Source organism: Pelagerythrobacter rhizovicinus (genome assembly GCF_004135625.1).
GTDB lineage: Bacteria > Pseudomonadota > Alphaproteobacteria > Sphingomonadales > Sphingomonadaceae > Pelagerythrobacter > Pelagerythrobacter rhizovicinus.
Map to the genome: position 1 here is coordinate 275,450 of NZ_SDPV01000001.1, position 13,451 is coordinate 288,900.

A 13,451-nucleotide genomic window follows, 5' to 3' on the forward strand; every position below is an offset into this window, starting at 1 on the left:
TGACCCCCTATCGTCTAGACGTCTGAAAACCGTTAGGTCCAAAAGTGCAGGGAGGCGGCCCGCCGGCAAGCGGAGCGCCTCCCCGGATTATCGTCCGATCAGTAGACCGGCAGCGAGGTGCAATCGCTGACCGCGCTGTCGAAAATCACCGCCGCTGAATTGCAGGTCCAGCCGGCGTACCACGTGTCGGCGTCGTTGCGCACCGCACCGATGTAGTTCGCATTGTCGAAGAAGCTCGACAGGACGGTCGGATCGAAGGCCGTCACGCCGCTCTCGTTGGCGCCGTTGATGAAGGTCATCGACAGCGTCGAGGTGAAGTTCGAGTTGTTGTTCGAACCACCATCAAAGAGCGCCTGGGTTTCGGCTGCGGTCACGTCGCCGCCATCCCGGAACGGGGCGCCACAGTCCATGACGAACGATTCGAACCGGACCGGTCCGACATCGTCGAGCGCGGCATTCGCAGCGCGGATCGTTTCCTCATCGTCGATGCGCAGGCAGGGCGTGCCCTGCGATGCGTCGACCAGCACGCTGTTCGCGATCGTGTAGTCGGCACCGCCGCGAATGCGGATCGCCTGATCGTTGGTGCGGCGCTGGATGAAGGTTGCGTTGACGACCTGCGTGTTCTGGCGCGGGGTCGAGTCGGTGAACACATTGCTCGAATCGGCTTCGATTATGCCATCGCCGACCTCGTCGCGTTGCACGGCAATCACATATTGCAGGTTCGCCTTTACACCGGTGTCGGTGTCAAGGGAGTCGTCTTCCGCCCCGACCACGATCAGGTTCTTCATGTTGACGAAGCCGCCGAAGAACTCGACGCCGTCATCGGAGCTGTTGTAGCTCATGATGTGGCTCAGTTCGGTGCCCGTGCCGGTGCCGCCGGTGGTCAGCGACTGGAGTTCGTTGTTGCCGGAAAGGACGAAGCCCGAATAGCGGATCTGGACGTAGCGCATCGTGCCCGAACTGTCGTTTTCTGTAGCGCCACCGAAGAACGCGGGCTGAGCCGCACCTTCCACCTGGCGTTCGCAGTCGACTGTGCCGGGTGTCGCGCCGTCTGCGGCGCAATCGGTCACCGGAGCGCGTCCGGCAAGGACGACGCCGCCCCATTGCCCGGACGAATTGGCGTTGTTGCTGCCGAGTACGTTGTGGCGGCTGGTGAAGATGATCGGGCGCTCCGCGGTGCCGACCGCGTTGATCTGGTTGCCGCGATTCACCATCAGGAACGCCGCCCCGTTGCCGAACAATTGCACGCCGGGTTCGATCGTCAACGTAACGTTGGTGTCGGTCGCCCCGTCGGAGCCATCGGGAGCCGGGCCACCGTCGGAACCGACGTCGACGCGCCCGTCGAGCTGATAGAGCACGCCTGCGACATAAGGCAGGGTGGACGACGCGTTGAAGCGGGCAGGCAGGGAGCAAACGCGGTATTCGCCCGTCGGGCCGGAGATGGTGCCGACATTCGTAAGACCTTGCGGATCCGCGATCGTCGGGCAATCGTCAGCCGGCGATACCGTGCCCGGCGGCGGCGGCGGCGGGGGAGGCGGCGGCGGAGGCGTTGCGGGCGGATTGATGATCACATTGCCGCCCGTGCCGGGCGAACTGATTTCGTCGGCGCCGCAGCCGGCCAGAATGACCAGGCCACAGCCGAGCACGATGGATCGTTGAAGCGTTTTCACAGCGAGCGGTCCCCTCAAAAAACCCGAAGAATCGTTGATGCGAAATCGAGTTCGCGACTCGCGAGGTAGGACCGTGTCGTGACAGTTTCTTTGCAGGAAATACTATTAGTTATATGACTATATTGTGACAAAAAATAGACATATAAGGCAAATCGATTCGAGAGTATGCCAGAGAACAGATTGTTACATGATAATGACAGTGTTTCATTTTTGTTGCGATAAGTGCAGACGTATGCGAAATTTCTCTCTGTAGCGAAGCTTTGGGAGAGAAAAGATGGATATCCTGACCGGAGTTGCAGTGCTCGCGCTGTCTCAAGGCAGCGTCGCGATGGACGTCGCTTCCAACGAATTGATTGCGCAGCGCAACGAAGCTGCAATCGAACGGATCGAGGCGAATGACCGGCTTGAGCGCGATGACCCCGCCCGCCTCATCAACCTTGGAATTGCGCACGCGCGCGAGGGGCGCGTGGAGGAAGCGCGCCAGATGTTCCGAGAAGTCGCGACCAGCGACGCGGCGGTGCGGCTGGAGCTTGCCGGGGGCGAATGGATCGACTCCCGGGACTTGGCGCGGCGGGCCCTGCGTATGCTCGATCGTGGCGAGTTCGGCGGCCGTAGTCGGGTGACCATGCGCTGACAAACGGCGGCGCCGTCCGGGCGTCGCTCCGCCCCGAATCCTCGGATTGTCTGGTTCCGCGTCGCTGTCGAGCGAATTGCCTCGTCCCGTCGGACTACGTCCAACTTGCTGTCACCGCCTTGTCATGTAGGGTGCGCAAGGAGATCGGACGGAGGGTTCGATGATTCTCACGAGGTCGCCATGGCTTGCGCTTCTGGCGGGCATGGCCTGGATGGCGGCGCCTGCACGGGCGGACGTCATGGAAATCCGCGCCGATGGAGCACACTGGATCGCGGGCGCGCAGGCGTCGGCGCCTGTTGCGTCCGAATTCGCCGTCACGATCGAACTTCCGGCAGAATACGGCGTACCGATGCAAGCCGTCGCCATTCCAGATCGACATGCTTCGGCAGTGCCCCACGCTTATGCCGCCAAGGTGCAGGAGCTCGCCCGCCGGTTCGACCTCAGTCCTGCACTGATCGAAGCACTGGTGTGGCAGGAGAGCCGCTGGCGGCCCAGCGCGGTTTCGCCGGTCGGCGCGCGCGGGCTGGCACAGCTGATGCCCGGGACCGCGCGCGAGCTCGGCGTCGATCCGGACGACCCGTTCGCCAATCTCGAAGGCGGCGCGCGCTATCTGCGCGCGCAGCTGGACCGGTTCGGCGGCGACCTTGAGAAGGCGCTCGCCGCCTATAACGCCGGTCCGGCGCGGGTCGAGCGGGCGGGGGGAGTGCCCGAGATTCGCGAAACGAAGACTTATGTCGCGGCTATCATGGGCCGCCTTTCCAATCATTCCCGTGAGGTTCAGTAAACACATGCGTTCGATTGTTCGTCTTTCGGCCCTGGCCGTTCTTTTTGCTCCGACCGCTGCCTATGCGCAGGCCGTCGCCGATCCACAGGGATCGGGCCCGATCGTTGCTGCACTCGGCTGGTTGCAAGGAACGCTGCTGGGCAATGTCGCGACAGCCGTTGCGGTGATGGCGGTCGCGGCGGTCGGGTTTCTGATGCTGACGGGCCGCATGAACTGGCGCTTCGGTGCGACGGTCATCATCGGCTGCTTCATCCTGTTCGGTGCCGCTTCGATCGTCGCGGGCATCCAGCAGGCGGCGGGGGGCTGAGGTGGACCAGCTCGTCCGTCACCCCGTGCACCGCGCGCTTACCCGGCCGCAGATGTTCGCGGGGGTGACGTACAACTTCTTCATCATCAATGCGGCCGTGACGACCGAGCTGTTCCTGATCACGGGCAGCTTCCTCGCGCTGCCCGCCGCTCTGGTCATTCACGGCATCGGCTATTTCGCGTGCCTGCGCGAGCCGCGCGTGTTCGACCTGTGGATCACCAAGGTTTCGAAGTGTCCGCGGGTCAAGAACTGGAAGCGCTGGGGCTGCAACAGTTACGCGGCGTGACGGGCCTGGAAGGGGTCAAAGGGTTATGAGCAAATGGATCGGAGCCGCTGCCTGGAGCGCGAGGGAAGCTCGCGCCGGCGATCGGCTGCCCTATGCCGGCCTGATCGACGCGAGCACCATGCTGCTGCGCGATGGATCGGTCATGGCCGCGATCCAGGTGCCAGGCCTGCTGTTCGAGACGGAGGACAGCGATGCGCTGAACGCGCACGCCGCTACGCGCGAGGTCATGCTGCGCTCCACGCTCGATGCACGCTTCGTGATGTATCACCACGTCATCCGGCGCCGGGTTGAGGTGGAGCTCGAGGCGGAATTCGACGATCCGCTGAGCCGGCACATCGACGCACGATGGAAGGAGCGGCTCGGTGCGGGCGCGCTGTTCGTCAACGACCAGTTTGTCACGCTGATTCGGCGGCCCGCCAGGGGGAAGGCCGGGCTCGCCGAACGCGCGGCGCGCCTGTGGAACCGCCGTGGGCGCAAGGAAATCGAAGCCGATCCGAAGGACATTCGCTCGCTCAAGGCAGCGGTGACAGGGCTCGTCGCCGCGCTCCAGCCTTACGGCGCCGCGGTTCTCGGCGACTACGATGGACCGCGCGGCAAGACGAACAACGAGCTGCTGGAGCTTCTCTCAGCCCTCTACAACGGGGAAATGCGCCCTGTGCGCCGGCCGCACGAGGACAGCGACGTCGGCCATATGCTGCCCTATCGCCGGGCGAGCTTCGGGCTCGACGCGATGGAACTGCGCGGCTCGGGCGAACCCGATTTCGCCACGCTGTTGAGTCTAAAGGACTATCCCGACGCAACCTCCCCCGGTCTGCTCGATGGCCTGCTGCGGCTGCCGTACGAGATGGTCGTTTCCGAAAGCTACGCCCCCGCCGAGCGGCAGACCGCGCGCGAGCGGATGGATCTGGCGCTGCGCCGCCTGCGCTCCGCCGACGAGGAGGCTGCCGCCGAGCGCGCCGACATGCTCGCCGCCCGCGACGCGCTCGGCAATGGAGCGGTCGGCTTCGGCGATCACCACCTCACCGTGCTGGTGCGCGAGCGCGATCTCGGTCGGCTCGACGAGGCGACTGCCGCCTGCGCCGCCGCACTGGCCGACACCGGCGCGATCGCGGTGCGTGAGGACACTAATCTGGAGCCGGCCTTCTGGGCGCAGTTCCCCGGCAACGAGCAATACATCGTACGCCGCGCGATGATCTCCTCGGCCAATATGGCGAGCTTCGGCAGCCTCCATGGCATGGCGCTGGGGCAGGCGCAGGGCAACCACTGGGGTGAGGCGGTCACGCTGCTGCAGACGACCAGCTCGACCCCGTTCTTCTTCAATTTCCACACCGGCGACTTGGGCAACTTTTCGGTGATCGGCCCGTCGGGTTCGGGCAAGACGGTGGTGATGAACTTCCTCGCCGCGCAGGCACAGAAGTTCAAACCACGCACGATCCTGTTCGACAAGGATCGCGGCGCCGAGCTGTTCGTGCGCGGGATTGGCGGGCGCTACGACCGGATCAGCGCGGGCGAACCGACCGGCTTCAACCCGCTCGCGCTGCCCGACACGGCGGCGAACCGCGCCTTCCTGCGCGACTGGCTCGGCGTGCTGCTCAACGCCGAAGGGCCGGAGGAACTGGCGACCGTCAGCCAGGCGGTCGACGCCGCTTATGCGAACGACGGTTCGCTCCGCCGCCTGCGGCATTTCAAGGAACTGCTCTCGGGTGCCCGGCGCCCGGAGGCGGGCGATCTGGCCGACCGCCTTTCCGCCTGGATCGGACAGGGCGAGCATGGCTGGTTGTTCGACAATGCCGAAGACCGGCTCGACCTGTCGAACCGCGTGCTCGGCTTCGACATGACCGCGCTGCTGGAGAACCCCAAGCTGCGCACGCCGGTCATGATGTACCTGTTCCACCGGATCGAGGAACGGCTCGATGGTCAGCCGACGATGATCCTGATCGACGAGGGCTGGAAGGCGCTCGACGATGCGGTCTTCGCCGCGCGTATCCGCGACTGGCTGAAGACGCTGCGCAAGCGCAACGCGCTGGTCGGCTTCGCCACCCAGAGCGCGCGCGATGCGCTCGAAAGCCGCATTTCCACCGCGCTGGTCGAGCAGACCGCGACGATGGTATTCATGCCTAACTCACGCGCGCGACCGGAGGATTACTGCGACGGCTTCGGCCTGACCGCGCACGAATTGGCCGTCATCCGCAGTTTGCCTGCGCACAGCCGCTGTTTCCTCGTCCGGCAACCCGATGCGAGCGTGGTGGTGCGCCTCGACCTCTCCAATGCGCCCGAGGTGCTGACCATTCTGTCGGGCCGCGAAAGCTCGGTTCGTCGGCTCGATCTGCTCCGCGCTGCGGTCGGCGACAATCCGGCCGAATGGTATCCCGCTCTCACCGGCCACGGTTGGCCGGCAGCTCTCAATGACGAAGGGGAGGGCGACGTCGTGCCCTTCCGACAGGCCGCGGAATGAGCGCGGCCTGTCAGACCGACGCCGCCGAAGTCGGCAACGGCGTCGCCGCGGCGCTGCGGGCGGTCGACTGCACGGCAGGCGAATTCACCGCGCAGGCCTTCGGCCGTCTCTTCGCTCCCGGCGGTGCGCTCACTCCGGTGCTGACCATAGCGCTGACGCTGTTCGTCGCCTTCTTCGCGATCTCTCTCCTGCTGGGCCGTTCGAGCATCGGGGTCCGCTCGGTAACCCCGCGCATGATCACGCTCGGTCTGGTGGTTACGTTTGCGACGAGTTGGGTGGCTTACCAGAGCGTAGTCTGGAATCTGGCTCTCGGCGCGCCCGATTGGCTCGCGACCGTCCTTGGCGGAACCGACGGCTCCGCGACGCAGATCTTCGCCCAGAAAATAGACGTCGTCTTCCTTGCGGTGCAGGAGGCCACCAAGGGGCAGGAGGACATCGGTGCGTTCTCGCCGGCCGGCATCCTGTGGCTCGGCGCGATGTTGTTCCTGCTCGGGACTGTGGGCGTGCTTGTGACCGCGCGGATCGGGCTTGCCGTGCTTGTGGCACTGGGTCCGATCTTCGTCGTCATGGCGCTGTTCAGCGGGACGCGGGGACTCTTCACCGGTTGGCTCAAGGGCGTGGTCCTGCTCGCGCTGACGCCGCTTTTTGCGGTGCTCGGCGGCGGCGTCATGCTGGAACTTGCGGTCCCCATCCTCGCTGCACTCTCGGCGACGCCGGGCATGGTCGATCCGCAGGCGGCGGTGGCTTTCTTCATGATCGGGGCGGTGCATGTCGCCCTGATGGTGATGGCGCTCAAGGTAGCGGGCACGATGGTGGCCGGTTGGCGTGTGTTCGGGCTGGCGCGAAACGACGAAGAACGCCGGTCCGAGCGCGATCGAGTCCCCGCGCCGCCGGCTGCACAAACCGCCGCCGCGGCTACGCAGAATCTGACATCCCCGTCAGGGGCGGCGCAGCGCCGCATCGCGGTGAGCGCGGTTACGTCGGCCACGGCCGCAAACGACGTGGACCCCGGGGCGCAAGGTTCCACGCGCCGCGAAACCCGCATTGTCTCGGCTGCGCAGGACGGTTCGCAAGTACAGCCCCTCAGTTCCTCGACCTCGCGTACCAGCGGCATCGGCAGCCGCTTTCGTGCGCCGCAGAAACGCATATCGGAGACGTTGAAATGAACCGCGTGGCATTCCCCGCGCTCGCTCTCGCGTTCGTCGCGACCCCTGCTGCCGCAGACGACCCCCGCCTGGTGGAACGGCTGTACGATCCGGCCCAGGTGGTCAGGATCGAAGGCCGCACCAAAGTCCAGGCGACGATCCAGTTCGGCGAGGACGAGGCGATCGAGAATGTCGCAATCGGCGATTCGGAGGCCTGGCAGGTGACCCCGAACAAGCGCGCCGATCTTTTGTTCGTGAAGCCGCTCGCGCCTACAGCGGCGACCAACATGACGGTCGTGACCAACAAGCGCACCTACCTCTTCGATCTCGTTGCGAGTCCGCGCGCGAAGCCGCTCTACGTTCTGCAGTTCACCTATCCGGAAGAAGCGGAAGAGGACGAGCCGTCGCTAGCCCAGGCGCCGAACCCGGTCGAAGTGGCCGCGGCGAGCGATCCGTACGCGGTGGTCGATCCGGCCCAACTTAACTTCGCATGGGCTGCCCAGGGCGACGCGGCGCTGTTGCCGACGCGCACTTATGACGATGGCGATGCGACCTTCCTTACCTGGCCCGCGGGGCGCCCCGTGCCGGCAATCCTGATCACGGACCGGGAAGGGACCGAAGGGCCCGTCAACTTCACCGTCCGCGGCGACACGATCGTGGTCGACGGCGTGCCGCGCGAGATCGTTCTTCGTTCAGGAGAAGATAGCGCCATCCTCACCAATACGGGGCCCGAACGGCCGTCCGCGACGCGTGGCCAACCCGCGCTCGCTCAGGCAGTGGAGAAACAATGATGCGCCTCGCCATGCGCCTGCCCTCCCGCAAGGACGGAGATCCTTCGAACGACGTCGATCCGCGCGAGCGGGAAACGGCAGAGGTCATCGATCTCGCAAGTCGCAACGCCTTTCCCGCCGTGACCCAGCGCAAGGGCAAATCGGATACGCTCGGCCTCGTGGCCGGCGTGGCGATCGTTGCGCTGCTCGGTGCAGCGACCTTCATCGGAATGGATTCGACGCGGCTCGGCGAGGTGGACGGCGTGGGGAACCAGCAAGCTCCACAAGCGCCGGTGCAGCAGACCGCGTCGCAAGCCGCGCCCCCGGCCAACGTGCCGGCGCCCGTTGCGGAACGCTCGGTGCAGGCCGATCCCGCTCCGGCGCCGGTCCTTGCCGCCGACCCCGGTGCCTCGCCGGCGCCGATGGGCAACCCATATGCGAGCCCGACCGTCGTATTCGACGCGAGCGCAGCAGCAGCGGCGCCCGCGGGCGTTGCTGTCCCTGCCGGCGCGGAGGGGGCGTCCACCGCCGCCGGCAGTTCGGCTTCGGACTTCGCGAGCCGCATCGGAGGCGTCGGTGGTGCGCCTGCCCAGGCCAAGGCGATGGTCAATCCGCAGACCACCGTCACTCAGGGCACACTCATTCCCGCCGTCCTGGAAACCGCGATCAACACCGATGTTCCGGGCTATGTCCGTGCCGTAGTGAGCCAGGACGTGCGTAGCTTCGACGGCACACGCGTGCTCGTGCCACGCAGTAGTCGCCTCATCGGGCAGTACCAGTCGGGCCTTCAGGGAGGACAGAAGCGCGCCTATGTGATCTGGACGCGGCTGATCCGGCCGGACGGCGCTTCGGTCAATCTCGGCTCTCCCGCGATCGGGTTCGACGGCACCACCGGTCTGGCCGGCGAGGTCGACAGCCACTTCTTCAGGCGCTTCGGTTCGGCGATGCTGCTATCCGTCATCGGCGGGCTTTCAGCCATCGGCAGCGGCGGCGCGTCGGTCGTACTTGGTGGCGCCGGGCAGTCGGCCGCAGGCGTGGCCGCGCAGCAGGACAGCCAGATCGGTCCGACGGTACGCGTCCGCCAGGGCGAACCGATCCGCGTATTCACTGCCCGCGACCTCGACTTCTCGCAAGTCGCAGCCGTCAGGTAGGGGCGAGATCGATGGCGGCCGATATCCGATCGCTGAAGGCCGATACGGACGAGGAACGCAGCGTCTATCTCGACGCCTATCTCGCACCATTTCGCGAATGGCTCGACCGCGACACCGTGACCGAGATCCTCGTCAATCGCCCCGGCGAGGTGTGGATCGAGGATGCCGCCGCGCCCGGCATGCAGCGAATTGAAACCCCACACATCGACGACACATTGATCCAGCGCCTCGCCGAACAGGTCGCGCGCGTCAGCCATCAGGGCATCAATCGCGAGCACCCGCTGCTCGGCGCTACGCTGCCCGTCAGGGAATGGGGCGGCGCGCGTGTCCAGTTCTGCGGGCCGCCTGCCGCACGACGTCACTGGGCGATGGCGATCCGCCGTCACCGACGGCTCGACCTGCCGCTCGACGCTTACGATACCGGCCCGCTCGCGCCGCCGAAGCAGCCGCCGATGCCCGACGCTCAGGCCGAGCCGATCGCATTCCTGCGCGAGGCGATCCGTCAACGGAGCACGATCCTGATCTCCGGCGGTACGAGCACCGGCAAGACGACCTTCCTCAACGCCATGCTCGGCGAGATCCCGCGCCACGAGCGCGTGGTGCTGGTGGAGGACACGCCCGAACTGCGCTTACCGGGCGAGAACGGTGTGGGCCTGGTCGCCGTCAAGGGCGAGCTGGGCGAAGCCAAGGTGACCGCCAACGAGCTGCTCCAGGCCGCGCTGCGCCTGCGGCCCGACCGCATCGTGCTCGGCGAACTGCGCGGCGCGGAGAGCGTCAGCTTCCTGCGCGCGATCAACACGGGCCACCCGGGCAGTTTCTCGACGATCCACGCCAACTCGCTGCACGGCGCTCTCGAGCAGCTGGCGCTGATGGTGATGCAGACCGGCATCGGACTCACCCGGTCCGACACGATCGCTTATGCCGCTTCGGTGATCGACGTGATCGTGCAACTGGGCCGCAGTGCGGACGGCAAACGCGGCATCACGCAGATCGCGAAGACCTCCTCGCTGCTGTGATTCCCGCGTGATTTCCGGCTCAAGTTAGTCTCGCGCGGGCAACAACTGCGAATAAATCGTACACCGAGCTGTCTCTGTCGGAAACGCGATTGACGTAGGGGAATGCTGCGTTCTCCGCACCTTCGAGTGCAATCGTATTCAGAAATTTCCGGGTTGTCGGTGCCTGCGATCGGGCAACCCTATTGCCAGCAGCGCTTATTCTGCACTACTTTCCTTGCGGTTTAAGTCGCATCAGACGACTGGACACGAGGAGAGGACGAATGAGGGTGAAGGCTACCCTGCTCGTCGGCATTTGCGCCGGCGGGCTCGCATTTCCCGTTCACGCGCAGGACACCGACCCGGATGAGCCGGCGGCCGCCACGAGCGGCGGTCCGGTCATCGTCGTGACCGCCCAGCGCCAGAACCAGAGTCTCCAGGAGGTCCCGATCGCGGTCAGCGCGTTCACCTCCGAAGCGCTTGAGGCGCAGCAGATCGAGAACGCGAGCGACCTGCAGCTGACCTTGCCCAACGTTTCGTTCACCAAGAGCAACTTCACCGGATCGAGCTTCACCATCCGCGGCATCGGCGATCTGTGCGTCGGCGTAAGCTGCGACAGTGCGACGGCGATCCACACGAATGGCGCCCCGCTGTTCGGTACACGCCTGTTCGAGACCGAATATTTCGATCTCGAGCGGGTCGAGGTGCTGCGCGGCCCGCAGGGCACCCTGTTCGGCCGCAACGCGACTTCGGGCGTGGTCAACGTAGTGACCGCCAAGCCCGATCTTTCGGGTATCGGCGCCGCGGCCGAGCTGGAATACGGCAACTACGACAGCATCAAGGCGAAGGGCATGATCAACCTGCCCATCGGCGACGTGCTCGGCGTACGTATCGCCGGCTTCTATCTCAATCGCGACGGCTATACCCGCAACCTCTACGACGACAGCCGGATCGACGACCGCGACATGTATGCGGTCCGCGGCAGCCTGCGGTTCGAACCGGGGCCGGACACCACGATCGACCTGATCGGGTACTATTTCCGTGAGAACGACCACCGTCTGCGTATCCAGAAGCAGGCCTGTCAACGCGATCCCACCGGCGTTCTGGGCTGCCTCAACCAGCGGCTCGATTTCGACAAGACGAACGCGGATTCCACGCTCGCGTCCGTGCTGAGTTCGCGGGAGCTTTTCGCGATCCAGGGCATCCCGGCTGCTCTCGGACTCGGCAGCATCTACGCCGACGACGGCGACGGATACTCGAATTTCGACGAGCCGAACGACGTACGGGAGGTCCGGACTGCCTTCACTCCTGAGTATTTCGCCGACGAACTGCAACTGCAGGCCCGCCTGGAGCAGCGTTTCGGCGACCTCAACCTTTCCATCGGCGGGATCTATCAGGAAACCTCGGTCGACTCCCGTCAGGACTACAACCTGGGCGTGCTCGACCGTTCGGGTTACGCGACCGCGCTTAATACATTGGCGATCCTGGCGCAGAATGGCACCGGCGCGCCCGGGTCGAATGCCTACTTCGCGCCCATCGCGGGGGCATTGATCCCGAGCGGGCCTTCGGGTGAACTGTGCACCTCCGACAACCGTCAGGGCAGTCAGGGCGCTTATGAAGGACATGCGCTCTGCGCGGACGTGCCGCTGGCGTTCGACCGTTCGAACGGCGATCAGAAATCATGGTCGGCGGAAGCCATATTGAGCAGCGATTTCGACGGGCCGTTCAACTTCCTGCTCGGGGGGATCTATGCGAACAGCAGGGTCCTCGAGAACAGCTACTACGTGAACTCGTTCGGTCTCGACTACGCGACCGGCATTCTTGGCACCTTCTCCGCGCTGTTTGCGGAAGACGAAGAAGGCGATCCGGCCCCGTTGCTGCCTTCGTATCTCGCAACGTCGATGTACCGCAACAACACGCGAGACTTCGAACTCGACAGCTACGGTATCTTCGGTGAGGTCTACTTCGACATCAGCGACCGACTGAAGTTCACCGGTGGGCTGCGCTACAACAACGACAAGAAGTCGATAGCCGCCCGCACCTCGCTCGCGAGCTTTCTCAACCCGTTCAGCAACGATGGCGACCCGTTCGATTCACCCTACGTCGGCTCGTATGATGCCGATCCGGGCACGGACGGCAATCAGATCATCCAGGAGCGGTCGGTCTCGTTCGACGAGATTACCGGACGCGCGGTGCTCGATTTCCAGGCGACGCCGGACAATCTGTTTTATGCGTCCTACTCTCGGGGTTACAAGTCGGGCGGCATAAATCCCCCGCTGTCACCTGTGTTCGATGTGGACGAGAGTTTCGGCCCCGAATCCATCGATGCGTTCGAGATCGGGACGAAGAACACCTTCGCCAACGGCGCCCTGCAACTCAACGCGACCGCCTTCTACTACAAGTACAAGGACTTGCAGCTCAGCCGTATCGTTGCCCGCACCTCGGTCAACGACTCGATCGATGCCAACATATGGGGTGTCGAGATAGAGGGGATCATACGCCCGAGCCCGCGGTGGCTGATCAACGCGACCTTCAGCTATCTCAACGCCGAGGTGGCAGGCGATCAGTTCTTCTCGAACCCGCGCGATCCAGGCGGCGGCGATCCCGACGCAGTAATCATCAAGGATATCTCGAACGGCTCGTTGTGCGCCGTCACCGGCCCTGCGCCGGGCGCCGCGGCGGCGTTCGTAACGACCGTCAACACCAGCCTGGGCCTGCGTGGCCCCGAGGCCTTCCCGTCCGATAGCGGAATCGCCTCGAGCGGAGCGTTCAGCATCTGCGAAGTTCTCCAGGACAACGCGCCGACGGGTTTCTCCGTGCTCAGTCCCGGTGTCGAGGTAAACATCAAGGGCAACAAGCTCCCGCAGGCACCGGAGATGAAGGCTTCGGTCGGCGTGCAGTACACGGCCGAGTTCGACAACGGCATGACGCTCGTGCCACGTTTCGACGTCGCCATGACCGGCGAGCAGTACGGCAATGTCTTCAACGGCAACGTCAACCGGATCAAGCCTTTCGTGCAGGCGAACGCGCAGCTCCAGCTCAACGGCCCGGACGAGCGCTGGTATGTGCGCGGCTTCATCCAGAATATCTTCGACAGCTCCTCGATTACCGGCCTTTACGTGACCGATGCCAGTTCGGGGAACTTCACCAACATCTTCACGCTCGATCCGCGTCGCTACGGCATCGCGGTCGGTGCCAGGTTCTGACCGCAACGACGGTTGGGGGAGAGGGGAGGGGCCGGACCTTTGTGTCCGGCC

11 protein-coding genes are annotated in these 13,451 nt (G+C 65.0%); 10 read left to right on the forward strand and 1 reads right to left on the reverse strand.

Going from position 1 to position 13,451, the window contains the following annotated elements:
- Positions 1 to 98: 98 nt before the first annotated feature.
- Positions 99 to 1,670, reverse strand: a complete 1,572-nt coding sequence (locus tag ETX26_RS01435) for a hypothetical protein (protein ID WP_129522939.1) — start codon at positions 1,668 to 1,670, stop codon at positions 99 to 101.
- 274 nt (positions 1,671 to 1,944) lie between these two features.
- Between ETX26_RS01435 and ETX26_RS01440 the strand changes: the two genes are divergently transcribed.
- From ETX26_RS01440 to ETX26_RS01485, 10 genes are all read left to right on the forward strand, one after another.
- Positions 1,945 to 2,304, forward strand: a complete 360-nt coding sequence (locus ETX26_RS01440) for a hypothetical protein (RefSeq protein ID WP_129522940.1) — start codon at positions 1,945 to 1,947, stop codon at positions 2,302 to 2,304.
- Positions 2,305 to 2,464: 160 nt separating this feature from the next.
- Positions 2,465 to 3,088, forward strand: coding sequence for a lytic transglycosylase domain-containing protein (locus ETX26_RS01445; protein WP_225425449.1), 624 nt, complete (start codon positions 2,465 to 2,467; stop codon positions 3,086 to 3,088).
- A gap of 4 nt (positions 3,089 to 3,092) precedes the next feature.
- The gene (locus ETX26_RS01450; protein ID WP_129522941.1) at positions 3,093 to 3,395 is read left to right on the forward strand and encodes a TrbC/VirB2 family protein; all 303 of its coding nucleotides are present in this window, start codon (positions 3,093 to 3,095) and stop codon (positions 3,393 to 3,395) included.
- Between the two features lies 1 nt (position 3,396).
- Positions 3,397 to 3,681: a type IV secretion system protein VirB3 gene (locus ETX26_RS01455; RefSeq protein ID WP_119514376.1), complete on the forward strand. Its 285-nt coding sequence runs from the start codon at positions 3,397 to 3,399 to the stop codon at positions 3,679 to 3,681.
- Positions 3,682 to 3,706: 25 nt separating this feature from the next.
- Positions 3,707 to 6,136 carry a VirB4 family type IV secretion/conjugal transfer ATPase gene (locus tag ETX26_RS01460; RefSeq protein ID WP_129522942.1) on the forward strand — a complete coding sequence of 810 codons (2,430 nt, stop codon included), beginning with the start codon at positions 3,707 to 3,709 and terminating at the stop codon, positions 6,134 to 6,136.
- Positions 6,133 to 7,302 (forward strand): type IV secretion system protein, encoded by a 1,170-nt coding sequence (locus tag ETX26_RS01465; protein WP_129522943.1) that lies wholly within the window; start codon positions 6,133 to 6,135, stop codon positions 7,300 to 7,302. The genes ETX26_RS01460 and ETX26_RS01465 overlap by 4 nt, the downstream gene beginning before the upstream one ends.
- Positions 7,299 to 8,072: a TrbG/VirB9 family P-type conjugative transfer protein gene (locus ETX26_RS01470; RefSeq protein ID WP_129522944.1), complete on the forward strand. Its 774-nt coding sequence runs from the start codon at positions 7,299 to 7,301 to the stop codon at positions 8,070 to 8,072. Before ETX26_RS01465 ends, ETX26_RS01470 begins: the two co-directional genes overlap by 4 nt.
- Complete coding sequence (locus ETX26_RS01475) at positions 8,072 to 9,202, forward strand: TrbI/VirB10 family protein (protein WP_225425571.1); 1,131 nt, start codon at positions 8,072 to 8,074, stop codon at positions 9,200 to 9,202. The genes ETX26_RS01470 and ETX26_RS01475 overlap by 1 nt, the downstream gene beginning before the upstream one ends.
- Positions 9,203 to 9,213: 11 nt before the next feature.
- Entirely contained in the window at positions 9,214 to 10,218 is a 1,005-nt protein-coding gene (virB11, locus tag ETX26_RS01480) for a P-type DNA transfer ATPase VirB11 (RefSeq protein WP_129522945.1), read from the forward strand.
- A 260-nt stretch (positions 10,219 to 10,478) separates the two neighbouring features.
- A complete protein-coding gene (locus ETX26_RS01485) occupies positions 10,479 to 13,400 on the forward strand; it encodes a TonB-dependent receptor (RefSeq protein WP_129522946.1) in 2,922 nt (973 codons plus the stop codon).
- The last annotated feature ends 51 nt before the right edge of the window (positions 13,401 to 13,451 follow it).

Coding starts and splice junctions, on each gene's coding strand:
- ETX26_RS01470 (WP_129522944.1), top strand. CDS start 7,299: ATGAACCGCGTGGCATTCCCCGCGCTCGCTCTCGCGTTCGTCGCGACC.
- ETX26_RS01460 (WP_129522942.1), top strand. CDS start 3,707: ATGAGCAAATGGATCGGAGCCGCTGCCTGGAGCGCGAGGGAAGCTCGC.
- ETX26_RS01485 (WP_129522946.1), top strand. CDS start 10,479: ATGAGGGTGAAGGCTACCCTGCTCGTCGGCATTTGCGCCGGCGGGCTC.
- virB11 (WP_129522945.1), top strand. CDS start 9,214: ATGGCGGCCGATATCCGATCGCTGAAGGCCGATACGGACGAGGAACGC.
- ETX26_RS01450 (WP_129522941.1), top strand. CDS start 3,093: ATGCGTTCGATTGTTCGTCTTTCGGCCCTGGCCGTTCTTTTTGCTCCG.
- ETX26_RS01445 (WP_225425449.1), top strand. CDS start 2,465: ATGATTCTCACGAGGTCGCCATGGCTTGCGCTTCTGGCGGGCATGGCC.
- ETX26_RS01475 (WP_225425571.1), top strand. CDS start 8,072: ATGCGCCTCGCCATGCGCCTGCCCTCCCGCAAGGACGGAGATCCTTCG.
- ETX26_RS01440 (WP_129522940.1), top strand. CDS start 1,945: ATGGATATCCTGACCGGAGTTGCAGTGCTCGCGCTGTCTCAAGGCAGC.
- ETX26_RS01465 (WP_129522943.1), top strand. CDS start 6,133: ATGAGCGCGGCCTGTCAGACCGACGCCGCCGAAGTCGGCAACGGCGTC.